The organism is Kiloniella majae (assembly GCF_002118315.1).
Taxonomy (GTDB): Bacteria; Pseudomonadota; Alphaproteobacteria; order Kiloniellales; family Kiloniellaceae; genus Kiloniella; species Kiloniella majae.
In genome coordinates, this window is sequence record NZ_MTSZ01000006.1 from 34,785 (window position 1) to 54,266 (window position 19,482).

The 19,482-nt window shown below is 44.3% G+C and carries 19 protein-coding genes; 14 read left to right on the forward strand and 5 right to left on the reverse strand.

Translation table 11 applies throughout. The annotated features are described in order from the left end of the window. The first annotated feature begins 14 nt into the window (after nt 1-14). Nucleotides 15-476: a type II toxin-antitoxin system RatA family toxin gene (locus BKB51_RS15940; RefSeq protein WP_085902120.1), complete on the forward strand. Its 462-nt coding sequence runs from the start codon at nt 15-17 to the stop codon at nt 474-476. A 64-nt stretch (nt 477-540) separates the two neighbouring features. Here the strand turns inward: BKB51_RS15940 and BKB51_RS15945 are convergent, their stop codons facing one another. The 4 genes from BKB51_RS15945 to BKB51_RS15960 are packed head-to-tail and all read right to left on the reverse strand — an operon-like array spanning nt 541 to nt 3,526. Then, entirely contained in the window at nt 541-1,305 is a 765-nt protein-coding gene (locus tag BKB51_RS15945) for a CPBP family intramembrane glutamic endopeptidase (protein WP_085902121.1), read from the reverse strand. After that, nucleotides 1,302-1,793, reverse strand: coding sequence for a CinA family protein (locus BKB51_RS15950; RefSeq protein ID WP_085902122.1), 492 nt, complete (start codon nt 1,791-1,793; stop codon nt 1,302-1,304). The genes BKB51_RS15945 and BKB51_RS15950 overlap by 4 nt, the downstream gene beginning before the upstream one ends. A 9-nt stretch (nt 1,794-1,802) precedes the next feature. Continuing rightward, entirely contained in the window at nt 1,803-2,306 is a 504-nt protein-coding gene (locus tag BKB51_RS15955) for a phosphatidylglycerophosphatase A family protein (protein ID WP_085902123.1), read from the reverse strand. A 38-nt stretch (nt 2,307-2,344) separates the two neighbouring features. Beyond that, nucleotides 2,345-3,526, reverse strand: coding sequence for a bifunctional 2-C-methyl-D-erythritol 4-phosphate cytidylyltransferase/2-C-methyl-D-erythritol 2,4-cyclodiphosphate synthase (locus tag BKB51_RS15960; RefSeq protein ID WP_085902124.1), 1,182 nt, complete (start codon nt 3,524-3,526; stop codon nt 2,345-2,347). Nucleotides 3,527-3,633: 107 nt separating this feature from the next. Between BKB51_RS15960 and ccsA the strand changes: the two genes are divergently transcribed. The 12 genes from ccsA (at nt 3,634) to groL (ending at nt 17,931) form a co-directional block, all read left to right on the forward strand. After that, a complete protein-coding gene (gene ccsA / locus BKB51_RS15965) occupies nt 3,634-4,434 on the forward strand; it encodes a cytochrome c biogenesis protein CcsA (protein WP_085902125.1) in 801 nt (266 codons plus the stop codon). Nucleotides 4,435-4,552: 118 nt separating this feature from the next. Then, complete coding sequence (dusB, locus tag BKB51_RS15970; RefSeq protein ID WP_085902126.1) at nt 4,553-5,536, forward strand: tRNA dihydrouridine synthase DusB; 984 nt, start codon at nt 4,553-4,555, stop codon at nt 5,534-5,536. After that, on the forward strand, nt 5,533-6,723 hold the full coding sequence (locus BKB51_RS15975) for a two-component system sensor histidine kinase NtrB (RefSeq protein WP_085902127.1): 1,191 nt from the start codon (nt 5,533-5,535) through the stop codon (nt 6,721-6,723). Before dusB ends, BKB51_RS15975 begins: the two co-directional genes overlap by 4 nt. After that, a complete protein-coding gene (ntrC, locus tag BKB51_RS15980; RefSeq protein ID WP_085902128.1) occupies nt 6,720-8,183 on the forward strand; it encodes a nitrogen regulation protein NR(I) in 1,464 nt (487 codons plus the stop codon). Before BKB51_RS15975 ends, ntrC begins: the two co-directional genes overlap by 4 nt. Continuing rightward, complete coding sequence (locus BKB51_RS15985; protein ID WP_085902129.1) at nt 8,183-10,450, forward strand: sensor histidine kinase NtrY-like; 2,268 nt, start codon at nt 8,183-8,185, stop codon at nt 10,448-10,450. Before ntrC ends, BKB51_RS15985 begins: the two co-directional genes overlap by 1 nt. A 35-nt stretch (nt 10,451-10,485) precedes the next feature. Further along, nucleotides 10,486-11,877: a nitrogen assimilation response regulator NtrX gene (gene ntrX, locus BKB51_RS15990; protein ID WP_085902130.1), complete on the forward strand. Its 1,392-nt coding sequence runs from the start codon at nt 10,486-10,488 to the stop codon at nt 11,875-11,877. Between the two features lie 27 nt (nt 11,878-11,904). Then, nucleotides 11,905-13,281, forward strand: a complete 1,377-nt coding sequence (gene trkA / locus BKB51_RS15995) for a Trk system potassium transporter TrkA (protein ID WP_085902131.1) — start codon at nt 11,905-11,907, stop codon at nt 13,279-13,281. Between the two features lie 52 nt (nt 13,282-13,333). Continuing rightward, a complete protein-coding gene (locus tag BKB51_RS16000; RefSeq protein WP_085902132.1) occupies nt 13,334-13,981 on the forward strand; it encodes an HAD family hydrolase in 648 nt (215 codons plus the stop codon). A 159-nt stretch (nt 13,982-14,140) separates the two neighbouring features. After that, nucleotides 14,141-14,401, forward strand: coding sequence for an RNA chaperone Hfq (gene hfq / locus BKB51_RS16005; RefSeq protein WP_047763419.1), 261 nt, complete (start codon nt 14,141-14,143; stop codon nt 14,399-14,401). Between the two features lie 25 nt (nt 14,402-14,426). Further along, nucleotides 14,427-15,764: a GTPase HflX gene (hflX, locus tag BKB51_RS16010; RefSeq protein WP_085902133.1), complete on the forward strand. Its 1,338-nt coding sequence runs from the start codon at nt 14,427-14,429 to the stop codon at nt 15,762-15,764. Nucleotides 15,765-15,925: 161 nt separating this feature from the next. Further along, nucleotides 15,926-16,213, forward strand: a complete 288-nt coding sequence (gene groES, locus BKB51_RS16015; RefSeq protein ID WP_046509756.1) for a co-chaperone GroES — start codon at nt 15,926-15,928, stop codon at nt 16,211-16,213. Between the two features lie 59 nt (nt 16,214-16,272). Further along, nucleotides 16,273-17,931: a chaperonin GroEL gene (groL, locus tag BKB51_RS16020; RefSeq protein WP_085902134.1), complete on the forward strand. Its 1,659-nt coding sequence runs from the start codon at nt 16,273-16,275 to the stop codon at nt 17,929-17,931. A 78-nt stretch (nt 17,932-18,009) separates the two neighbouring features. Here groL and BKB51_RS16025 read toward each other — a convergent pair whose 3' ends face one another. Continuing rightward, a complete protein-coding gene (locus tag BKB51_RS16025; RefSeq protein WP_085902135.1) occupies nt 18,010-18,303 on the reverse strand; it encodes a dATP/dGTP pyrophosphohydrolase domain-containing protein in 294 nt (97 codons plus the stop codon). Nucleotides 18,304-18,437: 134 nt separating this feature from the next. Between BKB51_RS16025 and BKB51_RS16030 the strand changes: the two genes are divergently transcribed. Next, on the forward strand, nt 18,438-19,457 hold the full coding sequence (locus BKB51_RS16030) for an adenosine deaminase (protein WP_085902136.1): 1,020 nt from the start codon (nt 18,438-18,440) through the stop codon (nt 19,455-19,457). Nucleotides 19,458-19,482 lie beyond the last annotated feature (25 nt).

A 19,482-nucleotide genomic window follows, 5' to 3' on the forward strand; every position in this document is an offset into this window, starting at 1 on the left:
TTTGGACATTAGAAATGCCCGTTCACGCTGAAAAAAAAGTACTGAAATTTAAGCCAGAGCAAGTTTTCGAAATGGTTGCCGATGTTGAGCGCTATCCAGATTTCTTGCCCTGGTGCGTGGGCGCGCGAATAAAGCGCCGACAGGATACAACGATATTTGCTGATCTGATCATTGGTTTTAAAATGGTCAGAGAAAAATTTACCAGCCGGGTTGATCTTCACCGAGAGCAATTACGGATCGATGTTGCCTATGTTGATGGCCCTTTTAAGTATCTGACAAACACATGGATCTTTGAAGAGCATCCTGAAGGATGTTTGGTTGATTTTCATGTGGATTTTGAATTCAAATCCAAAATGCTGCAAATGATCATGGAGCCATTTTTCCACGAAGCTGTAAGGCGTATGGTTCATGCATTTGAAACCAGGGCTGCAGTTTTGTATGAGCCCTATGATGGGGAAGGCCGAGCGTCAGCTTAAAGGCCGGGACCTAATTTTAGCTAGTATCAGATTGATAGATGTTGGCAACTTCAAAAAAAGAACTTTAACTCGTCCCGGGAAGTGTTACGCCTTGAGAAAGCGCATAATAGAGCGCTGTTGTCATAAACATGTTAAACCCTGAATGCAGGACGATTGCCGGCCAAAGAGATTGGCTTTTGTATACGATCAAGGAAAAGGCGATCCCCGCGACCGTTAGGGCTGGAATTAAAGTGGGGATGCCGTGTGTTGACCCAAAAAGAAATGAGCTAATTAAAATAGCAAGATATTTTCCGAGTTTTTGGTCAAGCCATCCCAGAATGACGCCCCTGAAAACAATTTCTTCTGCAAAGGGGGCTATGATGCCAGTTGCAATCATTGTGAGTATGTAGGAATGCCACCTAAATCCTTGGGGAGCCAGCATTTCCAGCTGAGGATTAACAAAATCTGTGCTGATTAGTTGTGTGACTGTCGAATTTACGATGCCAATAATAACAACCAGAGGCAAGGTTAGGAGCGCAGCGCGATAACACCAACTTGCGGATGTTTGCACTAACCCTAGGTTTTGCCAATTTAAACGATACCTTTTTAAGAGGAAATGCCGAACAATGATCAGGATAAGTAAATTCTGAATTAGAACCAAAAGGATTAGCGGGAATGAAGTTGATCCGTCGTTTTCTGCTGTTGAGAAAAAGGCGGATAATAAATAGGCGATGCCTTTGATTGCGACCAAAAATACTATAAATGCCAAGACAAGTTGGCTAAGTGGAATGTCTGTAATAGATGGCGTGCGATTAGTCGAGGATGTCTGGGCGTCAATGTGCTTGTTCATAAAAGCCTGTTTTTTAAAAATGAGAGTGCAGCATGAACGGTTTGTTGCCGGATAGATGCACGGTCTCCGTCAAAACGGTAGCTTTGATAAAGTGTTCTGTCATTTTCCAAGGCCGTACCGATGTAGACGGTGCCGACAGGTTTTTGAGATGTACCGCCGCCGGGCCCTGCGATGCCTGTTACAGACACTGTTAATTGAGCGTTAGAGAGCTTCATTGCCCCATCGGCCATGGATGATGCAACTGGTGAACTGACAGCACCGTGCATTGATATTTGCTCTATGCGGACACCCAGCATTTCGTGTTTGGCTTCGTTTGAGTAGGTAACAAAACCTCTGTCCACAACATCCGAAGATCCTGCGATTTCTGTTAAAGCGCCAGCTATTAACCCCCCGGTGCATGATTCGGCAGTGGCAATTTGAAGGCCTTTGGTGCGACAGAGGTCAAGAACTTCTGTTGCAAGCGTCTGAATCTCTGTCGTTAGAGACATAACGGCCTCCTATGAGCGTTGTAGAAGTTCACTAGTATAGGGGATAAATGCATATAGAAGGTAAAATGTTATCAGGGCATATAATCCGGCAACCATATCGTCAGACATAATGCCGAGGCCACCCTTGATATTTTGATCTAACCAGTTTGCCGGAAAAACTTTGACGATGTCGAAAAAGCGGAAGATTAGAAAGCTGATAAGAAAAAGAATCGGGTTCAAAGGAACAAAAGCTAATGCAAGCCACTGACCAGCGACTTCGTCAATAACAACCGCCCCGGGGTCTTCTTTGCCAAGTGCCGTTGAATACTGACCACTTGTCCATATACCAACGCCATATGCGATAAGGGATGCAATGATTAAGCCGACAGGGCCTGTATAATCCGAAATAACCCAGGCAAAGGGAAGTGCGGCCAATGATCCCCAGGTGCCGGGAGCAAATTTTATAAGCCCGGCGCCGAACCATGTCGAGATGAGGGAGACGGGATGAAAAAATGAAAGTTGTTTCTGAGACATATGTTCGTCTTTACGAAGTTGTTTGTGTCCGGATTTGTTTAATCAGTTGAAGGGAGCTGAATTGTTGCAACAGCTTGGGCTGCAATACCTTCTTCTCTGCCCGTAAAACCGAGTTTTTCTGATGTCGTGGCTTTTATGCTGACGCGGTTGGGCTTGATGTCCAGAATTTCAGCCATCTTTGCAACCATCAATTTTCTGTTCGGACCTATTTTAGGTCTTTCGCAAACAATGGTCACATCGACATGAATAATTTTACCCTGCCTTGCAAGAACCCGATCACGCGCAAAAATAAGAAACTGATCAGACAGAGCACCTTTCCATTGTGGGTCACTCGGCGGAAAATGAGTTCCAATGTCACCCTCGCAAAGCGCACCAAGTATAGCGTCGGTCAGTGCGTGCAGACCAACATCGGCGTCGGAATGCCCTTTGAGTTTTTTTGTATGGGGAATATCAATCCCGCAAAGAGTGACATGATCGCCTTCTTCAAAGCAATGTACATCGTATCCAAAGCCAGTTCTGCTTTCCATTTTTAACTCGTTGGTTAGTCTGTTGTTGACGATCATGGTTGCCTGAACCAAATCTTCCGGCGTTGTAATTTTGAAGTTCTCTTTACCGGACGTTACAATAGATATTTGATGACCGCATGTTTCTGCAACTGCGGCATCGTCAGTGTAGTTTGACAGGTCTTCTATGGCGAGATGCGCATTGTGTATCAGGTCAAAAGGAAATGCCTGAGGTGTTTGTGCATGCCAAAGCCCGTTTCGATCCACATTTTTCAAGATGATGTTATTAGTGACCTGCTTAAGGCTATCCACGACAGGGGAAGCGGCTACGGCTGCTTTTCCACAGTTGCTAGCATGGATCAGATCACTAATAACATCATGATTTGTAAAGGGGCGTGCTGCATCATGCACAAGGACAACGTTGGGGCGCGTACTTTCCAGAGCTTGTAAACCGTTTAAAACTGATTCCTGGCGTGTAGCACCGCCGAAAGCAATACGGACTTTATCAGCAAACTGGAAGCATTCACGCTCAAAAAGCTCTTTGTCATCAGAGTGAATGACAACAAGAACTCCATCAATGTTTGGGTGTTTTAGAAAATTATCGAGTGTCAGGGCGAGAATACTGGTATCACCTAATTTGAGATACTGCTTTGGGAGGTCAGTTCCTATACGGCTGCCTCTGCCTGCGGCGACAATGATTGCCCAGGTACCGGACATAGACGTATTCTCCTGATTTCGATTCTTGCCAATTTAGGCTAATTTACAGTAATAACAAAATGATATGTAACAAAGGCTAATCAGATGTCTAGTAAGAAGGTAAGATTATGACCGTTTTTTGGGGGATGCTTGCTCTTGTTCTGATGTTGCCTGCGATATTAATACCCTGGATGTCAAAAGCAGGCGGTTCTCCTCTTCTTATGAGGGGGGCTTTGTTTCTTGCACTGATCGGGTCTAGCTTTACCACAATGCTTCATCTTATGGGGCATTGGGATGGCGGCGTGAGTATCTCTCTCTGGATTACCATATCATTTAGTCTGTTGTTGTTCTTGTGTTTCTCTTTACTGGTAAAAGAGTTCGAAAAGCTTGCGTTACTTCTGGTGCCTTACTTGTTTGTGCTTGGTCTTTTCGCAGTTGTCTGGGAAGGCCAGTCGGCTGCTGCCGATCCTATTGATCGTATGGACAATTGGTTGGTTTTGCACATTCTGGCATCGATCCTGACTTATGCGCTTTGTACATTAGCCGCTATTTCTGCTATATCCGTACAGTTGAGGGAGCGGGCTTTAAAGTCGAAGAAGATCGAAAGTCCTTTTTTGGTTAAATTGCCTTCTGTTTATGATGCTGATCGTTTCCAGGTGAGTTTATTGACAATGGCCGAAGTGGTTCTTGGTCTGGGGATATTGACGGGAATTGCCCGACAGTATTCGGCCGCTGGCTATTATCTGGATCTCGATCATAAGTCGCTTCTTGCGCTGCTTGCTTTTGTTGTTATTGCAATTCTACTAGTGCTGCACAGGTTTATTGGAATACGGGGGCAAAATGCGGTTCGCTTTGTTCTGGCGGTTTATCTGTTATTGACCCTTGCTTACCCAGGTGTGAAGTTTGTGACTGATGTTCTGTTAGCTTGATTATCCGCATTTTTGGTTGATTTTTTACACATTCCCCTTCGCATGAGCAGGGAAACACTGTATAACCAGTTTTTCTTGTTTGCCTAAATCTTAGGCGGTTGCGAATGGTGCACAACGAATGAGCATTTCAATTGGTCCTATCAAGATTGAGGACCCAGTTCTTTTAGCCCCGATGTCTGGGGTTACAGACATGCCTTATCGACGTTTGGTAAAGCGATATGGTGCTGGGCTGGTCATTTCAGAAATGATCGCCAGTAAGGCAATGCTGCAAGAGAGTAGAGAATCCCTTAAGCTTAGTACGAACTGTGCGGAAGAATTTCCAATGGCTGTGCAATTAGCCGGGTGTGATCCGAGTATTATGGCAGAGGCGGCAAAAATGAATGTTGATCGTGGTGCCGCCATTATCGATATTAATTTTGGATGCCCGGTTAAAAAGATTGTCTCCAAGTATGCAGGATCGGCACTGATGAAAGATGAGGTGCTGGCCGAAGACATTATGGATGCGACTGTTCAAGCTGTTGATGTACCCGTTACAGTTAAGATGCGGTTAGGTTGGGATGACGCTAACCGTAACGCCCCTGAATTGGCAAAACGTGCTGAGAATGTTGGTATTCAAATGATTACCGTTCACGGGCGCACTCGAAACCAGATGTATAAAGGTGAAGCAGACTGGGAAGCTGTAAGAGCGGTTAAAGAGGCCGTGAAAGTACCTGTTGTTATCAATGGCGATATCTTAACACCAGAAGATGCGAAACAGGCAATGAATGTTTCTGGCGCGGACGGTGTGATGATTGGTCGTGGATGTTATGGTAAGCCATGGCTTTTGCGAGAAGTTAGTCAGTATCTGAGGGATGGAACGCATGTTCGTGAGCCAGGATTGAAAGAAATCTTTGAACTCATTTGTGAGCACTATGAGGCGATGTTGTCTCATTACGGCGTTCGTAAAGGGGTTGCTATCGCACGAAAACACTTGGCTTGGTATTGCAAAGGTTTGCCTGATTCTGCGGCTTTTCGAGCAGAAATTAACAAAGTAAATGAGCCAGATTTGGTGGTCAAAATGTTAGGGGAATATTTCCAGCCTTACATTGATGAAGCCGCATGACACAAACATATATGAGTAGCCATCCGTTAGATAAAGCCTCCAGCAGGCATCATGCGCAATCGCAAGAAGAGCTTTCTCTGTCTTTTAATGTCTTGAACTCCTTAACAGATCCGGTTTTTGTTGTTGGGCGGGACAAGGCAATTATGTTTGTTAATCAAGCTGCTGAACAGTTCTTGCAGTCAAGTAAGGTTGTTTTGGTTGGCAGCTATTTAAGTACTCACTTCTCAGATGATTCTCAGATTATTCACCTGATTGAGCAAACGCAAAGAGAAGAGAGCTCTGTGGCTGAATATGGGGTGAGGTTGGAGACGCCAAGAATTGGCACGCATTTGGTGACGGTTGTTATTTCGCCTATGCATGACAGTTCCGGGTTTAGTGTCGTTACACTTCAGCAGCAATCAATCGCTCGCAAAATTGATCATCAACTCGTGCATCGTAATGCAGCGCGATCAATCACAGCTATGGGGGCGATGCTTGCACATGAAGTGAAAAACCCGTTGTCCGGTATCAGGGGGGCTGCTCAGCTGTTGGAGTTAAGTGCAGGTGAAGATGATCGACAATTAACGAAGCTGATTTGCGATGAAGCTGATCGCATTGTTACTTTGGTTGATCGTATCGAAATGTTTTCTGATACACGACCTATGGAACGGGAAGCTGTTAACATTCACGAGGTTTTGGCTCACATCAGGCTTCTTGCGGAAACAGGGTTCGGAAAGAATGTAAAGTTCGCAGAGAAATACGATCCTTCGCTTCCCGAAGTTTATGGCAACAGAGATCTTCTTATACAAGCTTTCCTTAATCTTATTAAGAACGCTGTAGAGGCATTGGGAAAAGAAGGTGGGGAAGTCATTCTGACTACGAGTTATCAGCAAGGTGTGCGTATGCGCTTACAAGGAGGGAAAGATCGAATGGATCTCCCTTTACTGGTAACAATCGAAGATAACGGACCCGGTATACCGGGTGATCTGCATGAACATCTTTTTGATCCCTTTGTTTCAACAAAAGCGGGGGGGAAGGGGCTTGGTTTGGCTCTGGTCTCTAAGGTTATTGAAGAACATGGTGGCGTGATCGAACTAGAGAGTATGCCGCGCGCAACAAAATTTTCTGTCAGCTTACCGTTGGTGCCAAAAGATTTACGTAATAAAAAACAAATACACACTGATATTGATTTAAAGGATCCTTCATGAGTGATGCGACGATCTTGATTGCCGATGATGACCAGGCGATAAGAACTGTTCTGACACACGCATTGGGACGCGAAGGGTATCGGGTGCAAGCGGCCAGTAGTGCGGCATCGCTTTGGCAGTGGGTTGCCAAGGGAGAAGGTGATCTCGTCATTACTGATGTGGTAATGCCGGATGAAAATGGATTGGACCTTATCCCGCGGATCAAGAAGATCAGGCCCGAGTTGCGCATTATTGTGATGTCAGCGCAAAACACTTTACTAACCGCAGTAAAGGCAACAGAGCGTGGAGCCTTTGAATATCTACCAAAGCCTTTTGATCTCAAAGAGTTATCTTTAACTGTTAAGCGTGCACTTTCAGAGCCTATTGATGTTGTTGAAGAAGAAATCGACCGTGAGGAAGATCAGTTGCCACTGATCGGTCGTTCTGTTGCTATGCAGGAAATTTATCGTGTGATGGCGCGATTAATGGCTACTGATCTTACGGTTATGGTCACAGGTGAATCTGGAACTGGTAAAGAACTTATATCCCGCGCGCTTCATGATTATGGCAAGAGAAAAAGCGGTCCCTTTATTGCTGTTAATATGGCAGCTATCCCAAAAGAGCTTATAGAAAGTGAACTTTTTGGACATGAAAAAGGCGCTTTTACAGGTGCAACAGCACGATATTCCGGACGTTTTGAGCAAGCGGCTGGCGGGACTTTGTTTCTGGATGAAATTGGTGACATGCCGCTGGAAGCTCAAACAAGACTTTTGCGGGTTTTGCAGGAAAATGAATTCACGACTGTCGGCGGACGTGTGCCAATAAAGGCAGATGTTCGTATTATCACAGCCACGCATAGAGACCTTGCACAAATGGTAGAGCAGGGAAACTTCAGGGAAGATCTGTATTATAGACTGAGTGTGGTGCCGTTGAGATTGCCGCCTCTTCGAGAGAGGGCAGAAGACATTCCTGAGTTGGTATCGCATTTTCTGCGATTGTGTGAGCAAGAAGGTTTGCCGAGTAAGGTTATTGACCAGGGGGCTATGGCGTCTTTAAGGGGGAACTACTGGTCAGGTAATATCCGTGAATTGGAAAATGTGGTAAGGCGGTTGACGGTCCTCTACAGTCAGGATGTAATTTCGCAGGATATTGTTGAGCACGAGCTTAGCCTGATTTCAAAAGGAATTAGTGCGGAGGAAGGTGAGCTTAGCCCAACTGTTGCACCTGCTTTAAATGAATCTCTTGGCGAAGCTGTCGAGCGGCATTTGAGCGAGTATTTTGCAGCTCATTTTCCCGAGTTACCCGCGACAGGACTTTACGACAGAATTCTAAAAGAGATTGAAAAGCCACTAATCGAACTGTCTCTGACTTCTACAAATGGTAATCAAATTCAAGCCTCAAAACTGTTGGGCTTAAATAGAAATACCTTGAGGAAGAAGATTAAAGAGTTGGATGTGTCTGTGATCAAGGGCGGTAAGTAATGACTGAAGAAGTACAAAATAATTTAACTTCAGAACCGCATAGCAGTGGCGAGATAGCAGTTAATAATGGGTTCTGGTCAAGTGCGTCTCAGTGGGCAAAGCGAGTTGGTTTGGAAAGAAAGCTCGCGATAACTCTGTTTATTGCGACAATCATTAGTGGCGTTACTACCTTCTCAGCGCTTTCAGGTGATCTATCGCAAGCAAATGATCCACAGCTTATTCTCTTACTTTTAACAACAGACTTTATCCTTCTAATGGCATTGCTGGCGATTGTTGTCAGGCGGCTTGTTCTTTTATGGCTTGAGAGAAAACGTGGCCTGGCTGGCGCAAAACTTCATTCAAGGTTAGTAGGACTTTTTAGCCTTGTGGCTGTTACACCAACGATTATTGTTGCTGTGGTTTCTGTCGGTTTTTTTGAATTTGGTTTAAAGGGCTGGTTTAATGAGAAAGTAAGTACGGCTGTGAAGGAATCATACGCTGTTGCCGAAGCTTATTTGAACGAGCATCAACAAGGCATTGTTGCAGATGCTTTATCTGTTTCGTTTGATTTGGGGCAATCGTTAAATTTACTTATACAGAATGAAGAGCAATTTGATGCTTTCTTGACTGAACGTGCTAATCGTTTGAATTTGACCGAGGCCGTGGTTTTTGATCAATCTGGGCAAGTGCAAGGGAAAGCGGCCTTTAGTTTTCTTCTTAATTTTGCCCCTGAAATACCCGATTTTGCTATTAATAATGCTATTAATGGTGAAGTGGTTATACTTTCGAGTGAAAATAATGATCGTGTCCGTGCGTTAGTTTATTTAGGTGGATTTGATGGATCTTTCTTAATTGTAGGACGTCCTATTGATCCGAATATTTTAAAGCATATCGAGCGCGCCAAAAGTGCTGTTGCTCTTTATACTGATCTTGAAGGGCAACGTTCAGGCTTTGTAATAACATTTGCGATGATTTTTGCGATTGTTGCATTAATGATCCTATTGGCATCTGTGTGGGTAGGTCTTACCTTCTCTAACAATCTAACAGGACCGATCGGGAACTTAATTGCTGCTGCGGAAAAAGTGCGTAAAGGTGATTTGGAAACTCGGGTCATTTCAAATCAGTCAGAAGATGAAATCGGCCGTTTGTCTCGTACTTTTAATTTGATGACCGGTGAATTGCAGCGCCAGCAACAAGAATTGATGACGACGAATGCGCAGCTTGATGAACGGACAAGGTTTATTGAGGCCGTTTTGGGGGGCGTAACGGCTGGTGTAATTGGTCTAAGTGCAGAAGGGGAGATCACACTTCCTAATCGATCTGCATCAGCATTTTTCGTAGATCAATTCTCTGATCTTCGGGGTAAACACATATCGGTTGTTATGCCGGAAGTGGCTGAGTTTGTTGCGGAAGCGAAATCCAGACCTTTGCGCCCTGTCGAAAAGCATCTTCCCTATACGCAAGAAAACGGTGTTCAGCGGACACTGTTGTTACGAACTGTTGCAGAGCTCGGGGATGATTTTGAAATTATTGGGTTTGTTATCACTTTTGATGATATTACCGAGCTGGTTTCTGCTCAACGTAAGGCTGCATGGTCGGATGTTGCCAGACGTATCGCTCATGAAATTAAAAATCCTCTGACCCCAATTCAATTATCTGCGGAACGTTTAAAAAGGAAGTATTTGAAAGAAATTGGGAGCGATACCAAAACATTTGAGCTTTGTATTGATACCATCATCAGACACGTGACTGATATCGGAACAATGGTGAATGAATTTTCCTCATTCGCGCGGATGCCAGTGCCTAAAATGAAAGAAACAGACCTGAATAAACTTATTAAGGAAGCTGTTTTTCTTCAGGACACTGCTCAGCAAGGAATTCAGTTTGAGGCGATCGTGCCCGATGATCACATTCTTATGTCCTGTGATACTGAACAGATTAACAGAGTGCTGACAAATCTACTGTTGAATGCAGGGGAGTCTATCGAAGGTAAATTGGAAGAAGGGCGCGAGGACAAGACAGCTCTTGTTAAGGTGCTACTCGAAAAATCAGAGGCCGAAGTTTCTATAACTATTCGAGATACAGGGAAGGGTCTGCCTGCCGGTGATCGCGAAAAGTTAACGGAACCATATGTCACCAATAGAGAGAAGGGGACAGGGTTAGGCCTCGCCATTGTTAAGAAAATAATGGAAGATCATGGTGGCTCTCTTGTCCTGGAAGATAATTTGGATCAAACTGGTAAGATAATTGGTGCGCAAGTGCACTTGGTATTCCCGATTGCAAGTTAAATAAATATTATAACTCATTTAAGCAGATTGATTATATGACTCGCGAAATTCTCATTGTTGATGACGAAGCAGATATCAGAATGGCCCTGAGCGGTATTCTGGAAGATGAAGGCTATGTTGTCAGAGAGGCTGCTAACAGCCAGGAAGCTCTGGCGACAATTCATGCTCGTCGCCCAAGTTTGGTTGTCCTGGATATTTGGCTTAATAATTCTGAACTTGATGGTATTGGTATTCTTGAAGCAATTAAGCACGACTATGTTGATTTACCTGTTGTTATGATGTCCGGGCACGGAACAATTGAGACGGCAGTTAGTGCGATTAAAATCGGCGCTTTTGATTTTGTAGAAAAACCATTCAAATCTGATCGGTTACTTCTTATTATCAACCGCGCCATAGAGCTTTCTGAATTAAGGCGAGAGAACGAGCGCCTCAAAGTTAGTGCAGCCGTACAGTCGTCTTTAATTGGTTCATCTGCCCCTGTGCTTCAACTGCAACAGGCCTTGGATAAGGTAGCACCCACAGGTAGCCGGGTTTTGATAACCGGCCCGGCGGGTGCTGGAAAAGAAGTTGTCGCGCGCCAACTACATCACCAATCCACACGCCATAATGGGGCATTCGTTGCGTTAAACTGCGCCACGATGCATCCGGATCGCTTGGAAAGTGAACTTTTTGGCACAGAGAACAAAGGTGAGGACGGTGAAACCTCTATCCGGGTTGGCACCTTTGAACAGGCTCACGGGGGAACCCTTTTGTTGGATGAAGTGGCTGATATGCCGCTTGAAACGCAGGGAAAAATTGTTCGTGTTTTGCAAGAACAATCCTTTACCAGGGTTGGTGGAGATGTAGAGGTCGAGGTTGATGTCAGGGTTATTGCCTCTACTAACAAAGATCTACAGGCATTGATAGCGGCTGGCGAATTCAGGGAAGATTTGTATTATCGTCTGAATGTTGTTCCTCTCGTTGTGCCAGCATTGGTCGACCGCCGTGATGATATTCCGGATCTTGTCGAATACTTCATGGATCTTTCTGCGAAAACTAATGGTATTCCCGCTCGTCCATTGGCTCAAGACGCCATGGCTTCACTGCAGGCTTATGAGTGGCCTGGGAATGTCAGGCAGCTCAGAAACGTTATTGACTGGTTGTTGATTATGGCACCCGGCGAAGGAGATGAGATGATCTCTGCGGAGATGATGCCCCCGGATATCGGATCTATTTCTCCGTCGGTTTCATCTGGTGGTTCAGGGCAAGAAGACCTTATGGCCTTGTCTTTAAGAGAAGCACGGGAACTGTTCGAGAAAAGATATCTTGAAGCTCAGATTATGCGGTTTGGTGGAAATATCTCGAAAACATCTACATTTATTGGTATGGAACGATCTGCTTTGCATCGTAAGCTAAGAACGCTTGGTATTTCGACTGACCGAAGCTAAAGAGATTTATGGATTTAGGATCCTGTTATGAAAGTAGTTATTTGCGGTGCTGGCCAGGTGGGCTTTAATATTGCCCGCTATCTTGCAAGTGAGAATGCCGATATCACTGTGATTGATCGTGATCCTGCCTTGGTTAATAAAATCACCGATTCATTGGATGTGAAAGGTGTGGTTGGTTTTGCCTCGCATCCGAATATTCTGGAGAAGGCAGGCGCATCCGAAGCCGATATGATTATTGCGGTAACACACGCTGATGAAGTCAACATGGTTGCTTGTCAGATCTGTCACTCGATGTTCGATGTCCCGACAAAGATCGCACGTATCCGCGAGCAAAATTATCTGGATCCTATGTGGTCAGATCTCTTTACGCGCGACCACATGCCTATTGATGTGATCATTTCGCCGGAAATTGAGGTTGCTGCTGCAATTGAAAAACGCCTTCAGATACCCGGTGCCTTTGATGTATATCCTTTGGCGGACGGAAAGGTAAGTTTGATCGGGGTGCATTGTACCGACAATACACCGATTATCCATACACCACTTCGACAACTTACGGAGCTTTTCCCGACATTGAATGTCGTCGTTGTTGGAATTTTTCGTCAAGGTAAAGGATTTGTTCCGACACCTGATGACGAACTGCGTCCTGGGGATGATGTCTATCTAGTCTTGGATCATGGGCATTTAAATCGGACGATGGATGCCTTTGGCCATTCAGAATCAGAAGCGCGCAGGGTTGTTATTATTGGTGGGGGGAATATCGGGCTCTACCTTGCTAGAACCGTTGAAGAGAATCATCCCCAAGTAAAACTTAAACTTATCGAACTCGATAAAAAGCGTGCCGAATTTGTTGCGAAATCCCTGAAGAGAACCGTGGTTATTCATGGTGATTCTCTTGACGCCGAGATTTTGAACGAAGCCAATATTTCGACAACAGAAACAATTGTTGCAGTAACTAATGATGATGAGGTGAATATCCTCACATCATTGCTTGCAAAACGACATGGTTGCAAGCGTGCTGTGACATTGATTAATACAACGTCCTATGCGCCGCTTATCAGCACTTTAGGTATTGATACCGTTGTGAACCCTCGTAGTATTACCGTATCTAATATCCTCCAGCATGTCCGTAGAGGACGCATTAGATCTGTGCATACAATTGCAGATGGCCTCGGCGAAGTTATCGAAGCTGAAGCACTCGAAACATCCAGTCTTGTCGGGGTACCGATCCGCGAAGCAAAGCTTCCGCCTGGTGTTATTGTTGGGGCAATTGTCAGAGACGGCGAGGTTATTATTCCAAGAGGTGGGACAATTGTTCGTTCCCACGATCTTGTTGTGATCTTCTCTGCAGCTGAAGCTGTGAAAAAGATAGAAAAGCTATTCGCTGTGAAGCTTGAATTTTTCTAGTAACGCACTTCATATAAGTGACCATTTTGAATTAGTAGAGACATCTTATTTTATGACATCATCATTCCCCAAAGCTATTGTATTTGATTGGGATAATACTTTGATCGATAGTTGGATTTCTATCCATCATGCGCTTTCTGTCACATTTGAAGAAATGGGGCTTGTTCCCTGGACACTAGAAGAAGCCAAGGACAGAGTGCGTGCTTCAGCACGTGAGAGTTTCCCCAAAATTTTTGGTGATAAAGTCGAAACTGCTACTAAGATTTTTTACGATACCTACGAAGCAAGCCACTTGGATGTCTTAACACCTTTGCCGCAGGCAAAAGAGCTTTTGGAGTTTCTTGTTTCAAAAGGGGTTTATCTTTCGATTGTGAGTAACAAAAAAGGGTACATCCTTCGCAAAGAGGTTGCTCAATTGGGATGGGATGTCTTTTTTCAAAATATAATCGGGGCCAACGATGCGGAGAAAGATAAACCAGATCCCGGTGTTATGGATCTTGCGTTAAAGGGAAGTGATATTTCACTGGATAAAGACGTTTGGTTTGTTGGTGATACAGATATCGACCTTCAATGTGCTTATAATTGCGCCTGTTATCCGGTTTTAATTCGTCCAGAACCTCCCAAGCATGACGAGTTTGTAGGGTGCAAGCCCGAACAGCATTTTACATCCTGTGGAGAAATGAAGGCATTTTTATCATAGAAATTTTGAGGATTTTTAAGTCCTGTGTTGATGAGGGGTTGTATTTCCTCAGCATAATGATAAAGAATCTCTCTTGCCCGATTTTCGGGCATAACCCCAAAAGCTAATAATACCAACCAATAAAAACACGCAATAAAAACAAAAAGGGGATTAAACGCGATGGCCGCGGAAAAATCACAGAACGTACAGGATGTATTCCTGAATACGATTCGCAAAAACAAAGTCCCGGTAACGGTCTTTTTGGTAAACGGCGTCAAGCTGCAAGGCATTATCTCTTGGTTTGATAATTTCTCTGTATTGCTTCGCCGTGATGCACATGCACAACTCGTATATAAACACGCGATCTCAACAATTATGCCTGCGACACCAGTTCAGCTTTTTGATCCGGGCAAGGACGACGAAGGCGGAGCAGCATCTTAACCTTTAATGGGTTTTGCTGATTTATATGGGCTCAAAATTTATTGATGATGGCGTGGACCGTAAAAAACAGGTCCGCGCCATTGTACTTCATCCGGAATTAAAAAAAGGCTCTCAATCAACGCGTTCTTCTGAAGCGCGGTTGGAAGAGGCTTACGGCTTGGCTTTGGCGATTGATCTGGAGATTATTCGTCACGAGGTGATCACGGTTGCCCGGCCAAAGCCTTCCACTTTGTTTGGCTCTGGTATTATTGAAAAATATCACGACTATATCCATGCCAATGAGGTTGAAGTCGTTATCGTCGATACAGCTTTGACGCCTGTGCAACAGCGCAACCTTGAAAAGGGGTGGGAAGCCAAAGTTATTGACCGCACAGGGCTTATTCTTGAAATTTTTGGCGAACGTGCGCGTACCAAAGAGGGTAAGCTGCAAGTTGATCTTGCCCAATTAAGTTATCAACGTTCAAGGTTGGTTCGGTCATGGACTCACCTTGAACGTCAGCGTGGTGGCGCTGGCTTTATGGGCGGTCCGGGGGAGCGACAGATCGAGATTGACAGACGTTTGATTGATGAAAAAATCGTTCGTTTGAAAAGTGATCTTGAAATGGTGAAGAAAACCCGTGAGCTTCATCGTTCTGCGCGACGGAAAGTACCTTTCCCGATTGTTTCGCTGGTCGGTTATACAAACGCAGGAAAATCAACACTCTTTAATCGGCTGACAGAATCAAAAGTTTTTGCCGAAGATTTGTTGTTTGCAACTCTGGACCCAACTATGCGTCGGGTTAATCTACCATCCGGACGAGAGATTATCTTATCAGATACAGTTGGGTTTATTTCTGAATTGCCAACGGACCTGATTGCGTCTTTCCGTGCAACTTTGGAAGAGGTCAGGGAAGCGAATGTGCTTGTCCATGTCAGGGATGTTTCACACGAGGATACCGAAGCCCAAAAAGACGATGTGAAAGCTGTTTTGAATGATCTTGAATTAGATCCGGACATTCAAAAGAATATGATTGAAGTTTGGAACAAATCTGACTTGCTTTCTGAAGAGATAAAATCTTCTTTGGAAATACAGTCCGGTCATCAGGATACAACTCTTCTTTGTTCTGCAATAACGGGCGAGGGATGTTCTGAATTTTTACATATGGTCGAGCAGCTTCTTGAGGCGCAAAACCTGGTGTATGAATTTGAAATACCCTATGAGAATGGCGCAGCATTATCTTGGTTACACGATAATGCCAAAGTTCTGGAACAGGATCACCATGAAGAAGGTGTATGGGTTTCTCTCTCTATTCTTCAAGCCGATGCTGATAAGTTTATCAGTAAGTTTGGTATAGATCCGCTCGAAGAAGAACTGGAAGATTAAGACATAATTCCAATTATTTTTTTCTCCATTGGTTGACATCCGACTACCCGAGTTCTATATCGCTGTTAGCACTCATTCGGTGAGAGTGCTAACAATAAGAAAACTCTCACCTTGGGTGCCCGAAATTTTTTTGTTTTAATATACTCTGATGGAGTTGATCTATGAGCTTCAAACCTCTTCACGATCGTGTTGTTATTGAGCCGCTAGACCAGGAAGAAAAAACTGCTGGTGGTATCATCATTCCCGATACTGCAAAAGAAAAACCAATGCAGGGTAAAGTTACTGCTGTTGGCAGTGGCGCTCGTTCCGATGATGGCAAAGTTGTTCCTCTCGACGTTAAAGAAGGCGACACTGTTCTTTATGGCAAGTGGTCCGGCACCGAAGTGAAGCTTGACGGTAAAACACTACTGATCATGCGTGAGTCCGACATTATGGGCATTCTTCAATAATATTAGCTTTAAATAAGCTTCAATATTACTGGTCCCTGAATTAAAGGAAATTAAAGATTATGGCTGCTAAAGACGTAAAATTTGGTACCGACGCTCGCGACAAAATGCTTCGTGGCGTAGATGTACTTGCAAACGCTGTAAAAGTTACACTCGGCCCTAAAGGTCGTAACGTTGTTCTCGACAAATCATTTGGTGCTCCTCGTATCACCAAAGATGGTGTTTCTGTTGCGAAAGAAATCGAACTTTCTGATAAGTTTGAAAACATGGGCGCACAGATGGTTCGCGAAGTTGCTTCCAAAACCAACGATGTTGCTGGTGACGGTACAACAACTGCGACTGTTCTGACACAGGGCCTTGTTCGTGAAGGCGCAAAAGCTGTTGCTGCTGGCATGAACCCAATGGATGTTAAGCGTGGTATGGATCTGGCTGTTTCTACAGCTGTTGAAGCTCTTAAAGCTTCTGCCAAGCAGATCAAAACATCTGAAGAAGTTGCTCAGGTCGGTACAATCTCTGCTAACGGTGAAGCTGAAATCGGCAACATGATTGCTGAAGCAATGGAGCGCGTTGGTAAAGAAGGCGTTATCACTGTTGAAGAAGCTAAGTCTCTTGCAACTGAACTTGACGTTGTTGAAGGTATGCAGTTTGACCGCGGTTACCTGTCTCCATACTTCGTAACAAACGCTGAGAAAATGGTTGCTGACCTTGAAGCTCCATACATTCTTCTGCACGAAGCAAAACTGACAAACCTACAGCCAATGCTTCCGCTTCTCGAAGCTGCTGTTCAGTCCGGTCGTCCGCTTTTGATTATTGCTGAAGATGTTGAAGGCGAAGCGCTTGCAACTCTCGTTGTGAACAAACTTCGTGGTGGTCTGAAAATCGCAGCTGTTAAAGCTCCTGGTTTCGGTGATCGTCGTAAAGCTATGCTTGAAGACATCGCGATCCTGACTGGTGGTACAGTTGTTTCTGAAGATCTTGGCATCAAGCTTGAGAACGTTACTCTTGATATGCTTGGTACTGCGAAACGCGTGAACATCTCTAAAGAAGAGACTGTTGTTGTTGACGGTGCTGGTGACCGCGAACAGATCGAAGGTCGTTGCGCTCAGATCCGTGCACAGGCTGAAGAAACTTCTTCTGACTACGATCGTGAAAAACTACAAGAACGTCTTGCTAAGCTTGCAGGCGGTGTAGCTGTTCTTCGCGTTGGTGGTTCTACTGAAATCGAAGTTAAAGAGCGTAAAGACCGTGTTGAAGATGCTATGAACGCAACACGCGCTGCTGTTGAAGAAGGTATCGTATCCGGTGGTGGTACTGCACTTCTTTCTGCAGTTTCTGCTCTTAAAGATCTTAAAGGTGACAACAACGATCAGAACGTTGGTATCAACGTTGTTCGTCGTGCACTTGAAGCTCCTATCCGTCAGATCTCTGAAAACGCTGGTTACGAAGGTTCCATCGTTGTTGGTAAAATCACAGAGAAAAACGAAGCTGGTTTCGGTTTCGATGCTCAGACTGGTGAGTACAAAGATCTGTTTGCTGCTGGTATTATTGATCCGGTTAAAGTTGTTCGTACAGCTCTTCAGGATGCAGGTTCTGTATCCGGACTGATGATCACAACTGAAGCAATGGTTGCTGATCAGCCCGAAGACAAAGCAGCTGCTCCTGCAATGCCTGACATGGGCGGCATGGGCGGTATGGGCGGTATGGGTGGCATGGGCTTCTAAGCCAGCCAAACATCTGTTTAGCTATCAAGAAAGGGAGCCATTTGGTTCCCTTTTTTTTATGATATATTCTGAATTATTTTATATGATATGACTTCCGGTGCCGTCGCCTTTTGATTTCCACTTCCGGGCGCGATTTATTGTCATTTTTTCGTTAATTTCCTTGTTCAAGTCCAACCCGTATTGATCGAGTAGGCGGTATAGTAAAATAACGACATCTGCAGTCTCTTTTCCTATTTCCTTGATATTATTTTCTTCAATAGCTTCTGATAATTCTGTTGTTTCTAACAAAGCTCTTTTAAGCAAGTCGTTAGGGTTCTTTACGGGGCCAAATGTTTCTTCGGCCCAATCACAGATAGTCGCTTGTGTTTCCATAAGAGGTCTCATTTTTAATGAAGGGGATAATGGCTTAAACGGAATGAGAGAAAAATCACTGTGATTCTATTTTCAAAGCAGTGATAAGGCGTTAGAGTCAGAACATTATATAAAGAATTAATTGGAAGAAATATATGAGTGATCTCAGCAATTTTATCAACGCCTTGCCAAAAGCAGAATTACATCTTCACCTTGAAGGTTCATTAGAGCCTGAAATGATGATGGATTTGGCAACAAGGAATAGTATCGAACTGCCATATCAGTCCGTTGATGAAATAAAAGAGGCTTATAATTTTTCTAACTTACAAGATTTTCTGGATATCTATTATCAGGGAATGAATGTTCTTCAGACGGAACAGGACTTTTATGATCTGACCTTTGCTTATTTGGAAAAAGTCGCCAAAGAAGGTGTTGTCCACGTTGAAGTTTTTTATGATCCGCAAGGGCACACAAGTCGGGGGATTGCATTTTCTACTGTTACAAATGGTATATTGCGTGCTTTGGATGATGGGCAAGAAAAACTGGGCGTGAGCTCAGAGCTTATCATGTCTTTCTTGCGTCATTTGAGTGAAGAAGATGCTTTTGCAACGCTTGAAGAGGCAAAACCATGGTTTGATGGACGTATTATTGGGGTTGGCCTTGATTCCAGTGAGATGGGGCATCCGCCCTCAAAGTTTGAGCGGGTTTTTAATGCGGCCCGTGATTTGGATCTCAAATTGGTGGCTCATGCGGGGGAAGAGGGACCTGCCGAATATGTCCGCGAGGCTATTGAGTTGCTAAAGATTGATCGGCTCGATCATGGTAACAGAACAATTGAGGATGCTGATTTAACACGGGAACTGGCAAAATCCGGTATTGCCTTTACAGTATGTCCGCTTTCAAATCTTAAACTTTGCGGCGTGACGGATATGAAAGAACACCCGCTTCGAAAGATGATGGAAGCTGGTTTAAAGGTTACGATCAATTCCGATGATCCTGCTTATTTTGGCGGTTATATGACGGCCAACTTTATGTCAGTTACAGAAGCCTTGGAATTGAGCAAAGATGATATTGCTGTGTTATGTCGTAACTCTATTGAAGGATCGTTTCTGACGGACGAAGAAAAAACACAGCATTTGGATCGTATCGACGATATTGTCTCAAGTCATCAATGATATGCGCTGTCTCACTTTTAAAACC